The organism is Ruegeria sp. BHSA118 (assembly GCF_059613405.1).
Genome location: NZ_JBXWSM010000020.1, coordinates 1 through 14,226, shown reverse-complemented (window position 1 = coordinate 14,226; position 14,226 = coordinate 1). Strand labels below are relative to the sequence as shown.

Sequence of the window (14,226 nt, the reverse complement as noted above, 5' to 3'; positions counted from 1 at the left end):
ACCGGCTTCAGCTTTCGATCCGGTGCAGTTTCTTTTCGTCGAGAAGCAGCGCCAGAACGAGACCGACCGAGACGGACAAGGCCGAAAAGACGAAAGCCATACTCATTCCGCTGTCAAAGGCCGCCGACAATGCTCGTTGAACCGTCTCTGCCTCACCGGATGACAACCGGCTGATTACCGCGTGGGCGGACGGCGTATCAAGTGTTCCGCCGTTGATCGCCCGAAGCTCAGCTTCGGTCAACTTTATGCCCGACGCGGCCACACTCTGGCGAAGCTCAGACAGGCTGACGACGTACATGATGGCCGTGGCACAGGCGACAGAGATTGCGCCATAAACCAGGTGGGTCATGAAGCTCAGGCCGCCAACCAGACCAGCCCGTTCCGGCTTCACGGCACACATTGCAGCAGTGCCGGACGGCCCAACCGTCAAAGTTGCGCCCAGTCCGATCATCGCCATACCGGGCAGGATACGAAAGTACCCCAGATCACTGGGCAGCACGGCAATGGTCGCAGCGCCGATCGTTGCGATCAGATATCCCCAAAGCAGTAACCTTTTAGGGCCGAAATCATTGTAAAGCGTGCCCGAAACAACTGATCCCACGGCAAGCAACACGGTCAGCGGCGCCAACCCAAGTGCCGATTCAAACGTCGACCAACCCAGCACCTTTTGCATGTATTGGGGAAAATACAGCAGCCCCACAAATGCCGCGGACACGTTGAACATGTTCAGGCCAAGGGTGATGCGAAACTCGCGGTTTTGCATCATCTGCGGCAAAAGCAGTGGCTCTGTCACGCGTTTTTCGACTTTGGGGAACAGAATGAAAAGCGCAGCGCTGGTGAAAAACAGCATCAGCAACGGAATGGACGTCCACCCCCAGTCCGCGCCCACATCCAAACCGTAAAGCAGCAACAAAACGGCAAAGGACAACACACCCATTCCGGCGAGGTCGAGGTGTTCATCCGGTTTGTGCTGTGTTTCGCGCTCCATCAAGATCAGCGCGGTGGCCATCGAAATGCAGGAAAAGACCACATTGGCAAGGAAGAAGTAGCGCCACTCTCCCAAGTTCACGGCCAATCCGCTGATCATCGGACCAAACACGTTGCCGGTGGTCACACCCGCCAGAATCAGCCCCATCACCAAGGCTCGATGTTCTGGTTTTGATACTTTGGTGGCCCCGAAGGCCAGCGTGCAGGGCCACACACAACCCGCGCCGATGCCTTGCAGCGCACGCGCAATGACAAGAAAATCAAGACTGGGCGAAACAAAGCACATGACCGAGGAAAACAGAAAGATTGACAGGCCAAAAAGCATCATTCTGCGGTGGCCGTACATGTCGCCAAGCCGCCCGCCTGCGACCATGGTCATGGCGAAAAACAAGGCATAGATGTTCAGAACCCATTGGGTGCTGGTGATATCGGCGTCAAAGCTGCTTTCGATCGCAGGCACCAGCATCAGGGCGCCGGTAAAATCAATACCGATACCAAATCCGGTAACCATCAAAGCGATGACTTTGACTATGCTGCTGCGATCCATGATTAGGCGCGATCCGTTCTGGAGACGCCAATAATGCACGAATTTTGCAAGATTGACAGGAAAACCAGCCGGAACGGATCAGGGGTCGTCTCGGCAGATCCGACGGAAAGCGCGTTTCAGCATATCCAGTTCAGCCCGCAGCAAATCAATTTCGGCCCTGAGGTCATCTGCGGCTGGCTCACCCGCAATCACCGTGAAGCTTCCCAGTTTCTCGGTCGTGGCTGCATCTGCAACGACGAAAGTGTGAACGCCTTCGGACAGGGCGGCAACAGGCACCTGTATGCGCAAGTCCCATCCATCTTTTGCGGGCGACAGGTCAACATCGTTCAGGGTTTCGCCCTGATAGCTTACCTCGGGGTTAGGCGGATTGCTGGCTTGAATGTGGCCTTGCCAGATTCCGTTTTCGAACCGGATGAAGGTTAGCTTGGTCTGCGTCATGACTGATCTTCTCACAAATCGGCGCGATGAAAACGGCAAAACGTAAGATCCCGCACCACCATGCGATTCATCTCGGGCGTATCAAAAATCAGATCCAGCCAGATTTTTTCGATCCTGCGCTCATTCAGGGGGAGGTGCGCCAGATCAAAATCCACGGCTTTTGATACTTCGCCGGGATCAAGGATTCGCAACACCTGTTCCATATTGGGTCCGTGCTGAATGTTGAGGCGTGCGAACACGCCCAATGGCTTTTCACACTCGATCAGGGTTTCCACCCTCACCAGGTGCTCGCGCGTCAGGTGAATTGCAGCGTCCTCAGGCAATTCGACCGAAACGGACAGAAAGGACCCCCCAAAGCTGAAAACCTCGACCACGAGACTGAACGGAGCCAGATCTCTGTCCCCTTTGTTCCGGACTTGCCGCACGGCGATTTCAGAAAACGGGCAATCGTGGAACAGGCTGACCTGACTGTCCAGAACGGTCTTTCGCGGGGCCGAAGCCACACCTGGTTGCGTCAGGGGTCCACACCATAGGTCGGGGCGGCAGCTCCAGTCCGTTCCGACGGGTTTGGGAAACTGCGTGGACCCTATCGATGGCCGGATCAGGCGGCTGTCTGCCTGCTGAATCAAATGGTCAAGATGCCTGCGCAAACCGCGGGCCTGATCCCGTTGCAAACGCAAATCCGCCTGGCTGGCATACGGCGCCTGATGCGCGGCCCGACGCCAGCGCCCCAGAATCTTGCGATGAAAATAGCGATCCAGAATCCTGCCCATGGCCACGTCGTCCGATAATGTTCGGCCTTAGTCAAGGACAACGGCATGAACAAAACCGCAATAACGGAATTGCTATCGAAGCCCCCGTGTTTTCCTGTTGGGGTCCGTCCACAATTTGGTTAGGCGCAACATGCTGAAACTGACCCGGTCTATTCTTGCAATGTACCGGGTCAGTGCTTACCGTTTGGCTCCTGCAAAGTGGGTTATCCCAAGAACAGCCACACAACAGTTTAGCGCATGACAAGGCCAGGTTATGGAGTCCACTTTATTTGCCTTCATTTGGAAATATTCGAAGAAACAGCAACTTGTTCTTCTTCTGCTGACGGTCCTGTCGTTCCCGTTTCTTTACGCTTCGCTGGAATTGCCCAAACAAATCATCAACGACGCAATCGGCGCGCCGGGTGACACGGTAACCATCTGGAACTTCACCGTGACGCAGGTTCAGTATCTGATGATACTGTGCGTTGCATTCCTGGCGACGGTGATCGTGAGCGGTGTCATGAAGATGCGCATCAACACGATGAAGGGCGTCCTTGCCGAGCGCATGCTGCGTCGCCTGCGCTATACGTTGATCCAACGGTCGATGCGGTTCCCGAAACCCTATTTTGCGACCACCAGCCAGGGTGAGCTGGTATCGATGATCACGTCCGAGGCCGAACCGATGGGTGGCCTGATGGGGGATGCCATCGCGCAGCCGGTTTTCCAGTTCGGCCAGATGATGACGATCGTCACCTTCCTGTTCATGCAAAGCGTTTGGTTCGGGCTTGCCAGTATCGCGCTGATCCCGCTTCAGGCCTGGCTGATCCCCAAGCTTCAGCGGCAAATCAACCTTCTGAACAAGGACCGCATTCAGGAAGTTCGACGTCTGAGCTCGGAAATCGGCGAAACTGCGGCGGGTATCAGCGATCTGCGGACCAACGGAGGGTGGCGCTATCGTCTGGCGCAATTCAGCCATCGGCTGGGGAACCTGTTCGAGATCCGCTTCAAGATCTACAACAAAAAATTCTTCATGAAGTTCCTCAACAACCTGATAACTCAGATGACACCTTTCCTGTTTTATTCAGTGGGTGGATATCTGGCGATTACCGGTGAGGTGACCGTCGGTGCGCTGGTAGCCGCGTTGGGCGCCTACAAGGATCTGAGCGGCCCATGGAAGGATCTGCTGACCTATTACAACCAGGTGCAGGACATGTCTTTGCGGTGGGAAATCGTCACCGAGAGATTTGCGCCTGACAACATGATACCGGAAAAGCTGTTCGAGGGAGAACCTGAATCCATCCCGCGTCTGACTGGCGACATCGAGCTGCGAAATGTGACGGTTCGCGACAGCGATGGGAAAACCGTTCTCGAAGATATTGATCTGACCATTCCGCGTGGCGCGCGCGTCGCAATTCAGTCTGGACAGGCGTCGGAACGCAGCGCGTTGGGACAGGTTCTGACACGCGAGGTGTTGCCGGCTCAGGGTGAGGTGATCATAGCGGGGCATGATCTGCCGGGTCTGCATCAGGCCGTCATCGCGGCCCGGATCGGCTATGCCTATTCGCGCCCTTACCTGTTTGACGGAACGTTGGGCGACAACCTCATGATGCCTTTGCGCACGCATCCGCGACATGAAGCAGATACGCTCAGGGCCCCGACGCGGTGGCAGATCGAAGCTGTCCGTGCAGGCAACTCACCGGATTCTCTGGGCGATGAATGGATTGACCCGGGTCTTGCCGGTCTTGACGATATCGACGACATACGTGACTGGTGGTTTCAGCTGGTCGAAGCGATGGGCATCGACGAGTTCATGTTCCGCCGCACATTGCGTACGCGGTTCGACCCGGAAGTTCACCCGGTTCTGGCACAGGAAGTTGTAAATTTACGAGGGACCATCGCCAAGCGCCTGGCTGAAAAGGGGCTTGATCGCTATGTGTACCGGTTTGACCCCGATCGCTTTAACCCAGCAGTTCCACTGGGCGGCAACCTGTTGTTCGCGGCACCATCCAGGGACATCTCTCCGGATATTTTGGCGGGTGACGAACGGTTCGTTCAGATGCTCAGCGCCCATGATCTGGTGGACGACGTGATCAGTATCTCTCAGGCCGTCATGGACACGCTCAGCAAGACCTTCGGGCGGGACGGGGCGGATCACCCGCTGTTCCTGAAGCTTGGCATGTCCAAGGACATGTATCACAAATTGCTGGATATCGAAGAACGGCGCAAAGCCAAAGGTGACGTGGCGGTGAGCGACCAAGAGCGCGCATTGCTATTGACGGTGCCGTTCCTGTTGACGGCCGAGCAGATCGGCCCGAACTTTCCGGAAGAATACAAGGAAAAGATTCTTGCCATCCGAAAAAGCCAGGCCAAGCGGCTGCTGGACGCGATGGGCGGCATGTTTATGTCAGTTGCGCCGGACATCTATGTGCCGCGCCTGACTGTGATGGAAAACGCGATCTACGGTCGGGTGTCGTTGATGGCCGGTGCACACGCGGACGAAATAGAAGACGTTGTGGCCGAAGCCATGAACGAAGCCGGCCTGCGGCGCCGTGCAGCTGCCATCATCTACGACCTGCCAACAGGCCTGGGCGGGAACAATCTGCCGACCGTCTTTCAGGAGCGTGCCGCATTCTCACGCGCGGGTATCAAACGGCCTGACGTCCTGATTCTGGACAGGGCCCTGGCAAGTCACGATTCCGAAAGCCGGCTGCGCACCCGCCTGAAATTACGGGAATTGTTGCCGGATTCCATTATGATCTTTATGGAAGATCACTTTGCACACCCCGAAGCGTATGATCTGTTTGTGGCAATCAAGGATGGCCGTATCGATGGTGTGTCACGATCCAAAACCACGCCAGAAGACAGCACGTCGGACGATCTGAGCCGCAAGCTTGAGATCATTTCGGCGACCGAGTTGTTTTCCGGAGTAGATGGCCGCAACCAGCGGCTGCTGGCTTTCTCAGCGCAATGGTACGAAGCAGCAGCGGGGCAAGTCATCTTCTCGCGTGGTCAAGCGCCTGACGCGGCGTATCTGTGCGTCTCAGGGCAGGCCAGGCTGGACTGGCCCACGGATGATGGACAAAAACGCCCGATTTCGATCATCGAGCCCGGGCGACTGATCGGTGATCTTTCGATCATAACAGGAGAGCCCAGACAACTGGACCTGGTCGCCACCGAAGATTGCTGTTTCCTGCGTATCGGCGCCGAGGAACTGCGTGCCGTGGTTGAAAGCGACGCTTCGGTTGCAACGCAATTGCTACAGACTGTTGCGGGGTATCTGACTACGTTGTCCACAAGAATCAATGCGGCGCAGAACCCCGAGGAACTGCTCCCGACCATTACGGATCAGGCGATTCAGGAAAGCACGGGTGAAAATGCCTAAAGCATATTCCGCTCATGACCATCTGGTCGAAACCGCACGCGGCAAACCGGAAATCTGGCGCCTGTTGCTGGGGCTTTTGCTGGTTGCCGTGCTGGTCAGCGTTCTGAACATGGTGTTTTTTACCGTGGTTGCCGGGATGGGCCCGGAAAGCTGGGCGCAGACGCTTCTGATGGGCGGTTCACCCCTCGCGCTGCTGTTGCTGTTGGCCAGTTTCGGTTTCATCATTCTGGGCGTGGCCGTCGCCGCGCGGCAGGTTCAGTACAGGTCTTTGGTGTCCATCGTGGGCGGGTACCGATTGGCTGCGGGCCAATTCCTTAAAGTGTTGAAAGCACTGCTTGTTTTGGGCGTTGTCGGGTTCCTGCTGCCGCCCTACGGCTTTGGCGGATCCCTGTCGCAGAACCTGTCATTGTCAACCTGGCTTCTTCTGTTGCCGGTTTCGGCCCTGGTTGTTCTGGTGCAGACCAGCGCCGAAGAGCTGTTGTTCAGAGGGTATATTCAGCAAACCCTGGCAGCCAGATTCCAATCGCCTGTTATCTGGATGGGGGTACCATCCATCCTGTTTGCAGTTGGACATTACACGCCGGACATGGCTGGCGACAACGCGTTGCTGATTGCGCTATGGGCTTGCGTTTTCGGTCTGCTGACGTCAGACCTGACGGCACGGGCCGGAACACTGGGGCCAGCTATTGCCTTGCATTTTTTCAACAACATCATTGCGTTGCTGTTCATCTCGTTGCCTGACAACCTGAACGGACTGGCGCTGTTCACCCTTCCGTTTGATGCATCTGACGCTGAACAGCTTCGTCCCTGGCTTCTGGTGGATCTTGCCGTGATGTTCGTTTGCTGGCTGGCAGCGCGACTTGCGCTCAGGCGTTGATTGCAATTCCTTCCGTGGCGTCCTATTTGACGTCAACACCGCACAAGCCAAGGTTCCGACATGAACTGGATCACAAACTACGTCCGCCCCCGGATCAACTCGATCTTCTCACGCCGCGAAGTGCCTGAAAACCTCTGGCACAAATGCGACGAATGCGGAACGATGCTGTTCCATCGCGAGCTGGCGGAAAACCAGAATGTCTGCACACAGTGCGACCACCACATGGCGATCACACCGCGTGAGCGGTTCGAGCACTTGTTTGACGGCGGCATCTTTACCGAACTTGAGGTGCCCGCGCCAAAAGACGACCCGTTGCAATTCCGCGATCAGAAGAAATACCCCGACCGCATGAAGGCAGCGCAGAAGAAGACAGGCGAAAAGGAAGCCATGCTGGTCGCCTTGGGTGAAATTGGCCGCACCCCCATTGTGGCCGCCGCACAGGACTTTTCGTTCATGGGCGGATCGATGGGGATGTATGTCGGCAACGCGATCATCGCCGCCGCGCAGGAAGCGGTAAAACTCAAACGGCCGCTGATCCTTTTCTCGGCAGCCGGTGGCGCCCGTATGCAGGAAGGTATCCTCAGCCTGATGCAGATGCCGCGCACCACTGTGGCAGTCGAGATGCTGAAAGAAGCCAACCTGCCATATATCGTGGTACTGACTCATCCGACAACCGGTGGCGTTACTGCGTCTTATGCGATGCTGGGCGATGTCCATATCTCGGAACCCAACGCGCTGATCTGCTTTGCCGGGCCTCGCGTGATCGAGCAGACGATCCGCGAAAAACTGCCCGAAGGCTTTCAACGCGCCGAATACCTGCTGGATCACGGGATGCTTGACCGTGTCACCAGACGTACCGAAATGCGCGATGAACTGATTACCATCACGCGGATGCTGATGAATTTGCCACCGGCGATCATGGGCGATCTGCCTGCACCGGAACCAACCGACGCAATCGAGGCCCCCGCTGAAGAGACAGATAAGAAATGACGGCCAGGACGTCCGACGCCATCCTCGACCGGATGATGGCGCTGCACCCCAAGATCATTGATCTGACCTTGGACCGTGTCTGGCGTTTGCTGGCGGCATTGGACAATCCGCAGCTGAAATTGCCGCCGGTCATTCATATCGCCGGGACCAACGGCAAGGGCTCGACTCAGGCGATGATCAGAGCGGGGCTGGAAGGGGCAGGGCGCTCTGTACACGCCTATACCTCGCCGCACTTGGCCCGTTTTCATGAACGTATTCGATTGGCCGGAGAGCTGATCTCGGAGCCAGAGCTGACGGCGGTTCTGGATGAATGCTACGCTGCCAATGGCGGCGAAAACATCACTTATTTCGAGATCACCACATGCGCCGCCCTGTTGGCCTTTGCCCGCGCCAAGGCAGATTTCACATTGCTCGAGGTCGGGCTGGGCGGGCGTCTGGACGCCACAAACGTGATCGAAAACCCGGCCGTCACGGTTATTACCCCTGTATCCATCGACCATGAACAGTTCCTGGGTGATACTTTGGGCAAGATCGCGGCGGAAAAGGCGGGCATCATCAAGCCCGGCGTTCCGTGCATTGTCGGCCCACAACAGGACGAAGCGCTTGAGGTCATCGAATACACGGCCGCCCGATTGGGTGCGCCTTTGTTGGTTCATGGTCAGCACTGGCACGTGCAGGAAGAAAACAGGCGTCTGATCTATCAGGACGAAACCGGTTTGCGGGATGTGCCCCTGCCCAACCTCCTGGGCGCACATCAGGTTCAGAATGCTGGCGCAGCGTTGGCAGTTTTGCGCCATCTGAACATGGGCGACGACGCATACGAAGCTGCCGTGACAAAGGCCGAATGGCCGGCGCGAATGCAGCGTCTGAAATCCGGCCCGCTTGTCGATCAGGCCCCGCAGGCCGAAATTTGGCTGGATGGTGGTCACAACGCAGCCGCCGGAATCGCGTTGGCGGACGTGCTGACGAGACTACCGCAAAAACCCACGCACATGATCTGCGGCATGCTCAACACCAAGGATGTGACAGGGTATCTTGCACCTCTGGCAGAGAAGGCGACAAGTCTGACAGCCGTGTCCATTCCAGGCGAGGCGGCGACGCTCAGCGCGGAAGAAACCGCTGCGGCTGCGGCCAGGGTCAACCTTCCTGCATCCACCGCTGACAGCGTAGCGGACGCATTGAAAGTGATCACGGACAACGACCCGCAGGCGCGTGTTCTGATCTGCGGCTCGCTCTATCTGGCCGGAAAAATTCTGCAAGAAAACGCGTAGACGCGTTCCAGCCTCATGACCTGGCTGACACAGTCTTGGGCGGATCAGCGCCCTTGTCGCCCCCAATCCTGATCCTGCATTTCCCGAAGGCGCGATGCAGTGCGTTCAAATTCGAAGGTTCCTTCGCCTTCGACATACAGCATCTCGGGTTCGGCCGCAGCCGAACAGATCAAACGCACCCTGGCTTCGTAAAGCGCATCAATCAGGGTGACAAAACGCTTGGCCTCGTTGAAATTGTTGCGCGACAGGCGCGGGATGTCCTCAAGCACCAATACTTTTACCTCTTCGGCGATCGCAAGATAATCACCTGGCCCAAGCATGCGGCCACACAGATCATAGAATGAAGCCCGCGCCACCCCGTTGCGAAAGGCGGGCAATTCGACGGCCCGGCCTTTGATGTGCAACACAAGCGGATCAGCGGGTCCACCGGCAAGATCTGTCCAGACCTCTCTGATCTTCTGCCGGGCTTCTGGGCCAATCGGAGTGAAATAGACCGGGGCACCCTCCAACCGGTTCTGCCGGTAGTCCGTGGGCGACACCAATTCCCACACCTGCGACTGCTCTTTGATATGCGCGATGAACGGCAGGAACAGCTGCCGGTTCAGCCCATCCTTGTACAGGTCGTCGGGATGCCTGTTCGACGTGGTAACCACAACCACGCCGCCCTCGTGCAACAAGTCAAACAGCCGCCCGACAATCATTGCGTCCGTAATGTCGGTGATCTGCATTTCGTCAAACGCGAGCAAGCGAACTGAATTGACCACCTCCTTCGCCACCGGTGCCAGGGCATCCTCGACATTCTGTTGCCGGGCCTTGTGCATTCCAGCGTGAATTTCCTGCATGAAAGCGTGAAAATGCACGCGTCGTGCCGGGATATTGCCCAGTGTATCGACGAACATGTCCATCAGCATGGATTTCCCACGCCCGACACCGCCCCATAGGTACAGTCCTTTGGGTGGCGGAGGCGCCTTGCGGAAAAGCCCGCGTTTGACCGGCTTGGACAGGGCCGCCCGGATACGTTCGAATTGGGGCAGAACGGCCTCTTGCGCGTCGTCGCGTGTCAGGGTTCCGTCCGCGATGCGGGCCTCGTAAAGCGAAATAAGATCCGTCATGAATCCGAGCCTTACCCGTCGCTTCGCCCGTTGAAAAGAAGCCATTTTGGGCGACACATCAATTTTGTTTATCCGTGACCGCAAATCTGCTGAATTGACGCTGACACCAAAAGTAATACGGTCCTGCGGACGTAATGCCTGAGGTTCCATGCCCCAATCCGCCCGCTTGTTGAATCCGATTCTGATTGTCGGATGCATCATCATCACGGTCAGCTTTGCCGTTCGTGCGTCGTTCGGCGTATTCCAGATTCCGATAGCGGATGAGTTCGGATGGCTGAGGACCGATTTCTCGATGGCGATTGCAATTCAGAACCTGGCCTGGGGTATCGGGCAGCCGATCTTTGCTGCGATTGCCGAAAAGGTGGGCGACCGCCGAGCCATCATCCTCGGCGCTCTCACTTACGCGGCTGGAATGGTGCTGACGGCGTGGTCCGTTATACCGTTCGAGCATCAAATATACGCGTGGCTGGTGGGTTTCGGCATCGCCGGGACCGGGTTTGGCGTGGTTCTGGCGGTTGTCGGACGCGCGTCTACCGACGAAAACCGGTCCATGTCGCTGGCCATCGTTACCGCCGCGGGCAGCTTTGGGCAGGTTCTTGGGGCACCGACCGCTGAATGGTTGCTGACTTTCCTACCTTGGCAGCAGGTTTTTGTCGTGTTCGCCGCGGCAATTCTTGCCCTTGTGCTGACCTTGCCCTTCATGCGCGCACCACAGCCCGTTTCGAAGGCAGAGATGCAGGAAAGCATGAGCGAGATTCTGGGCAAGGCGTTCCGCGATCCTTCCTACGCGCTGATATTTCTGGGTTTTTTCAGCTGCGGATACCAACTGGGCTTCATCACCGCACATTTCCCGGCTTTCGTGACCGAGATGTGTGGACCAATCCAGCCCGGAGGCGTACTTCATTCTATCGGGATCACCTCCACATCCGCACTTGGTGCTGTGTCGATTTCATTGATCGGTCTGGCCAATATTGGCGGCACGCTACTGGCGGGTTGGGCCGGCAACCACTTTCCGAAGAAATATCTTCTGGCCGCAGTCTATACGGGCCGGACGATTACCGCGGCTTTGTTCATCGTGTTCCCGATCACACCCTTTACAGTCATCGTGTTCTCGCTGGTGATGGGGTCGCTTTGGCTGGCCACCGTGCCGCTGACTTCGGGGCTCGTCGCGCATCTATACGGTCTGCGCTATATGGGAACGCTCTATGGCTTTATCTTCTTGAGCCACCAGATCGGCAGCTTCCTGGGCGTCTGGCTTGGCGGACGCATGTATGACCAGTATGGCGACTATAACATGGTTTGGTGGATTGGGGTCGCGATTGGTGCCTTCAGCGCCATAGTCCACCTGCCGATCCGTGAAAACCGATCAGCAGTTCCTGCCTGAGGCACATCGATACGCCACAGGCAGGGAACCAATCGGGCAAAGGCGTTACCGAAGTTCGGCCTCGGTATTGCCGCCATCCACCGTCACGACATGACCGGTGGTGCGTTCCATCAGCGCCAGCGCAACAAAGGCGTTCGCGACATGCTTTGCCTCGACTTCGCGGCCCAGCAGGTTGCCTGACATATAGGTTTCCTCGGAAACGCCACGTGCGGCAGCGCGTTCCTGAATGAACCCATCCGTCAGCAGGCCAGACCGAATTCGATCTGCATTCACCCCGTTCACACGGATTCCATATTCGGCTAATTCAAGCGTCAACTGGCGCAACAGGAACAGGGAGGCGGCTTTTGGCGTGCCATAGGCCCCCATGTTCCGGCCCGGGTTGATCGCCTGTTTTGAGATATTGAACAGGATCTGACCGCCGCGGCCCTGAGCTTGCATCACTCGGGCAGCCTGTGTCGCAAACGCTTTGTGCGCGAAGAAATTCAGTTCAAAAGCAGCACGGAATTCCTCGTCGCCAAGATCCAGCAAAGCGCCCGAAGTCGCCGACCCGGCATTCGATACCATTACATCGAGCCCACCAAACCGGTGTATCGCCGCCGCAATCGCGGCATCTGCGGCGTCTCTCTCTGTTACGTCGCAGGCAAATGTTGAATGCCATGTGCCAAGGGTCGATTTGGCCTCGGCCAACGCCTGTTCATCCCGGTCCACCAAAACGACATTTGCACCGGCATCAGAAAAGGCCTTGGCGGTGGCCAGACCTATCGCCCCTGCACCGCCGGTCACCATCACAATCTTGCCCTGAAGCGGCGGTGGTGAGCTTTTGCCTAGCTTCGCCTGTTCCAAGGACCAGTATTCACAATCAAAGCGATCTTTTTCATTGATGGGGAAAAAACCGCCCGCGTCTTCGCCCACTGATCGCACCCGCAGGTTTTGTTCCGCAAGATCCGCCGCTGCCGAGGCAGCCTTTGCGTTTGGACCCATTCCCAGGATCCCCACGCCCTCGATCCAGGCATGCTTGGGGTCTTGGGGCAGCAGTTTCTTGGGTTCGTCAGCCTGCGGCGCCTGCCGTTCAAAATACGCCCGATAGTCTTTGGCGAACTCTTCGACCTTTGCCTTGATCCGCGACCGCCCCCCAGACAAATCCGACGCGCGCAATACAAGCGGGCAGCCTTTTGTCCGCAATACGTGATCCGGTGACGCCATGCCCCGCCGGGACAGTGAATCAATATCCGGACGATCGAAAAACTGCATGACATCCGGCCCGTTGCGGAGGTCAAAAACCGGCATCGGGTCATCCCGTTTGGCCGCAACTTCGGCGATGACCCCGCGCAGGATCGGCAATACCTCAAGATTCTCAGCCGTATCGCGGCGGCCAATTGTCGTCAGGTCCTTCATTCCGAAATAGGCAGCGACTTCGTTGGTATGGGCCACGATCCGGTCATAGCTTTCCTGCGCCGTCGCGCCGAACGTGAAATGCCCGTGCTGAAGCAGCAGAAGCCCTTCGACATTCGGGTTTTCGTCAAACACCTCGGCCGCCTTTTTGGCCAGCCCGAAGCCAGGCATGATATAGGGCACAATGCCCAGTCGGTCGCCAAAAATCTCGCGGCAGACGTCCTCGGCATTTGGCAGATTGGCGAGCACCAGAAAGGGTGTCGCGTGCGTATGATCCACGTATTTATGCGGCAGAAATGCATGCAACAGAGTTTCCACAGAGGGGTTCGGAGAGCCCGAATCCAACAGATTGGCGCGCTGAACATTGACCATCTGCGCATCTAACAGATGGTCCAATGCGCGCAGTTTCATCAAAGGATCAAGCCACACGCCCGGCAAGCCCGGTGCCTCGATGCTGTCCAGATCCCACCCAGATCCCTTGACATGCAGAACGCGCTGCGGATCGCCGAACAGATCGGGGCGTTCCAGTTTGACTGACGTGTTGCCTCCTCCGTGCATCAGGAGGTCCGGGTTCTGACCGATCAGCCGCGAGGTATAGACACGTTCGCCCAGTTCCTGATCTGCGGGATCTGTTCCGGCCCGGTCACGCCATTTCCGTGCCTCATCGGCCCTGTACCAGTTTTCAATCATCATTCATTCTCAGCAAGTTAAGCGGGTGCATGATCCGCGTGGGCGATTGCACAATTCAGGACTGTGCTAAACAAAGTATTAACAAGCCCGTTCGGGAAACAACCGGGCAAGCCCGTCGGCAGAAGCCTCGCTGACGCCGCGTTCGGTAATAAGCCCCGTCACCAGCCGGTTTGGGGTGACATCAAAGGCAGGATTGCCACCTTCCGTGCCATCTGGTGTCACGCGTACATCCGAGATATTCCCCTGCTCATCAACGCCCATGACATGGGTTACTTCCCTGGCATCACGTTCCTCGATCGGGATTTCGGCCACACCATCGCGAACGGTCCAGTCAATCGTAGGCGAGGGCAGGGCGACGTAAAATGGCACACCGTTGTCCCGCGCAGCCAAAGCTTTCAGATAAG

The 14,226-nt window shown here is 57.2% G+C and carries 10 protein-coding genes and 1 pseudogene; 5 read left to right on the top strand and 6 right to left on the bottom strand.

What is annotated here, in order from left to right:
* Window positions 1–7: 7 nt before the first annotated feature.
* The 3 genes from AC2FNN_RS08365 to AC2FNN_RS08355 all read right to left on the bottom strand — a co-directional run bounded on the left by AC2FNN_RS08365 (window position 8) and on the right by AC2FNN_RS08355 (window position 2,745).
* Window positions 8–1,534, bottom strand: coding sequence for an MFS transporter (locus AC2FNN_RS08365; RefSeq protein ID WP_496757857.1), 1,527 nt, complete (start codon window positions 1,532–1,534; stop codon window positions 8–10).
* A 78-nt stretch (window positions 1,535–1,612) separates the two neighbouring features.
* Window positions 1,613–1,972 carry a hypothetical protein gene (locus AC2FNN_RS08360; RefSeq protein ID WP_496757855.1) on the bottom strand — a complete coding sequence of 120 codons (360 nt, stop codon included), beginning with the start codon at window positions 1,970–1,972 and terminating at the stop codon, window positions 1,613–1,615.
* Window positions 1,973–1,983: 11 nt separating this feature from the next.
* Window positions 1,984–2,745 (bottom strand): DUF6478 family protein, encoded by a 762-nt coding sequence (locus tag AC2FNN_RS08355; protein WP_496757854.1) that lies wholly within the window; start codon window positions 2,743–2,745, stop codon window positions 1,984–1,986.
* 253 nt (window positions 2,746–2,998) lie between these two features.
* Between AC2FNN_RS08355 and AC2FNN_RS08350 the strand changes: the two genes are divergently transcribed.
* The 4 genes from AC2FNN_RS08350 to AC2FNN_RS08335 are packed head-to-tail and all read left to right on the top strand — an operon-like array spanning window position 2,999 to window position 9,244.
* Window positions 2,999–6,106, top strand: a complete 3,108-nt coding sequence (locus AC2FNN_RS08350; protein WP_496757853.1) for an ABC transporter transmembrane domain-containing protein — start codon at window positions 2,999–3,001, stop codon at window positions 6,104–6,106.
* Window positions 6,099–6,983 carry a CPBP family intramembrane glutamic endopeptidase gene (locus tag AC2FNN_RS08345; protein ID WP_496757920.1) on the top strand — a complete coding sequence of 295 codons (885 nt, stop codon included), beginning with the start codon at window positions 6,099–6,101 and terminating at the stop codon, window positions 6,981–6,983. Before AC2FNN_RS08350 ends, AC2FNN_RS08345 begins: the two co-directional genes overlap by 8 nt.
* 60 nt (window positions 6,984–7,043) lie before the next feature.
* On the top strand, window positions 7,044–7,973 hold the full coding sequence (accD, locus tag AC2FNN_RS08340) for an acetyl-CoA carboxylase, carboxyltransferase subunit beta (protein ID WP_496757852.1): 930 nt from the start codon (window positions 7,044–7,046) through the stop codon (window positions 7,971–7,973).
* Window positions 7,970–9,244, top strand: a complete 1,275-nt coding sequence (locus AC2FNN_RS08335) for a bifunctional folylpolyglutamate synthase/dihydrofolate synthase (protein ID WP_496757851.1) — start codon at window positions 7,970–7,972, stop codon at window positions 9,242–9,244. Before accD ends, AC2FNN_RS08335 begins: the two co-directional genes overlap by 4 nt.
* A 44-nt stretch (window positions 9,245–9,288) precedes the next feature.
* Here AC2FNN_RS08335 and zapE read toward each other — a convergent pair whose 3' ends face one another.
* On the bottom strand, window positions 9,289–10,356 hold the full coding sequence (gene zapE, locus AC2FNN_RS08330; protein ID WP_496757849.1) for a cell division protein ZapE: 1,068 nt from the start codon (window positions 10,354–10,356) through the stop codon (window positions 9,289–9,291).
* A gap of 148 nt (window positions 10,357–10,504) precedes the next feature.
* Between zapE and AC2FNN_RS08325 the strand changes: the two genes are divergently transcribed.
* Entirely contained in the window at window positions 10,505–11,740 is a 1,236-nt protein-coding gene (locus AC2FNN_RS08325) for an MFS transporter (protein WP_496757847.1), read from the top strand.
* A gap of 45 nt (window positions 11,741–11,785) precedes the next feature.
* Here the strand turns inward: AC2FNN_RS08325 and AC2FNN_RS08320 are convergent, their stop codons facing one another.
* The gene (locus AC2FNN_RS08320; protein WP_496757846.1) at window positions 11,786–13,825 is read right to left on the bottom strand and encodes a bifunctional aldolase/short-chain dehydrogenase; all 2,040 of its coding nucleotides are present in this window, start codon (window positions 13,823–13,825) and stop codon (window positions 11,786–11,788) included.
* A gap of 75 nt (window positions 13,826–13,900) precedes the next feature.
* Window positions 13,901–14,226, bottom strand: a pseudogene (locus tag AC2FNN_RS08315) (S-methyl-5-thioribose-1-phosphate isomerase); the annotation flags it as partial.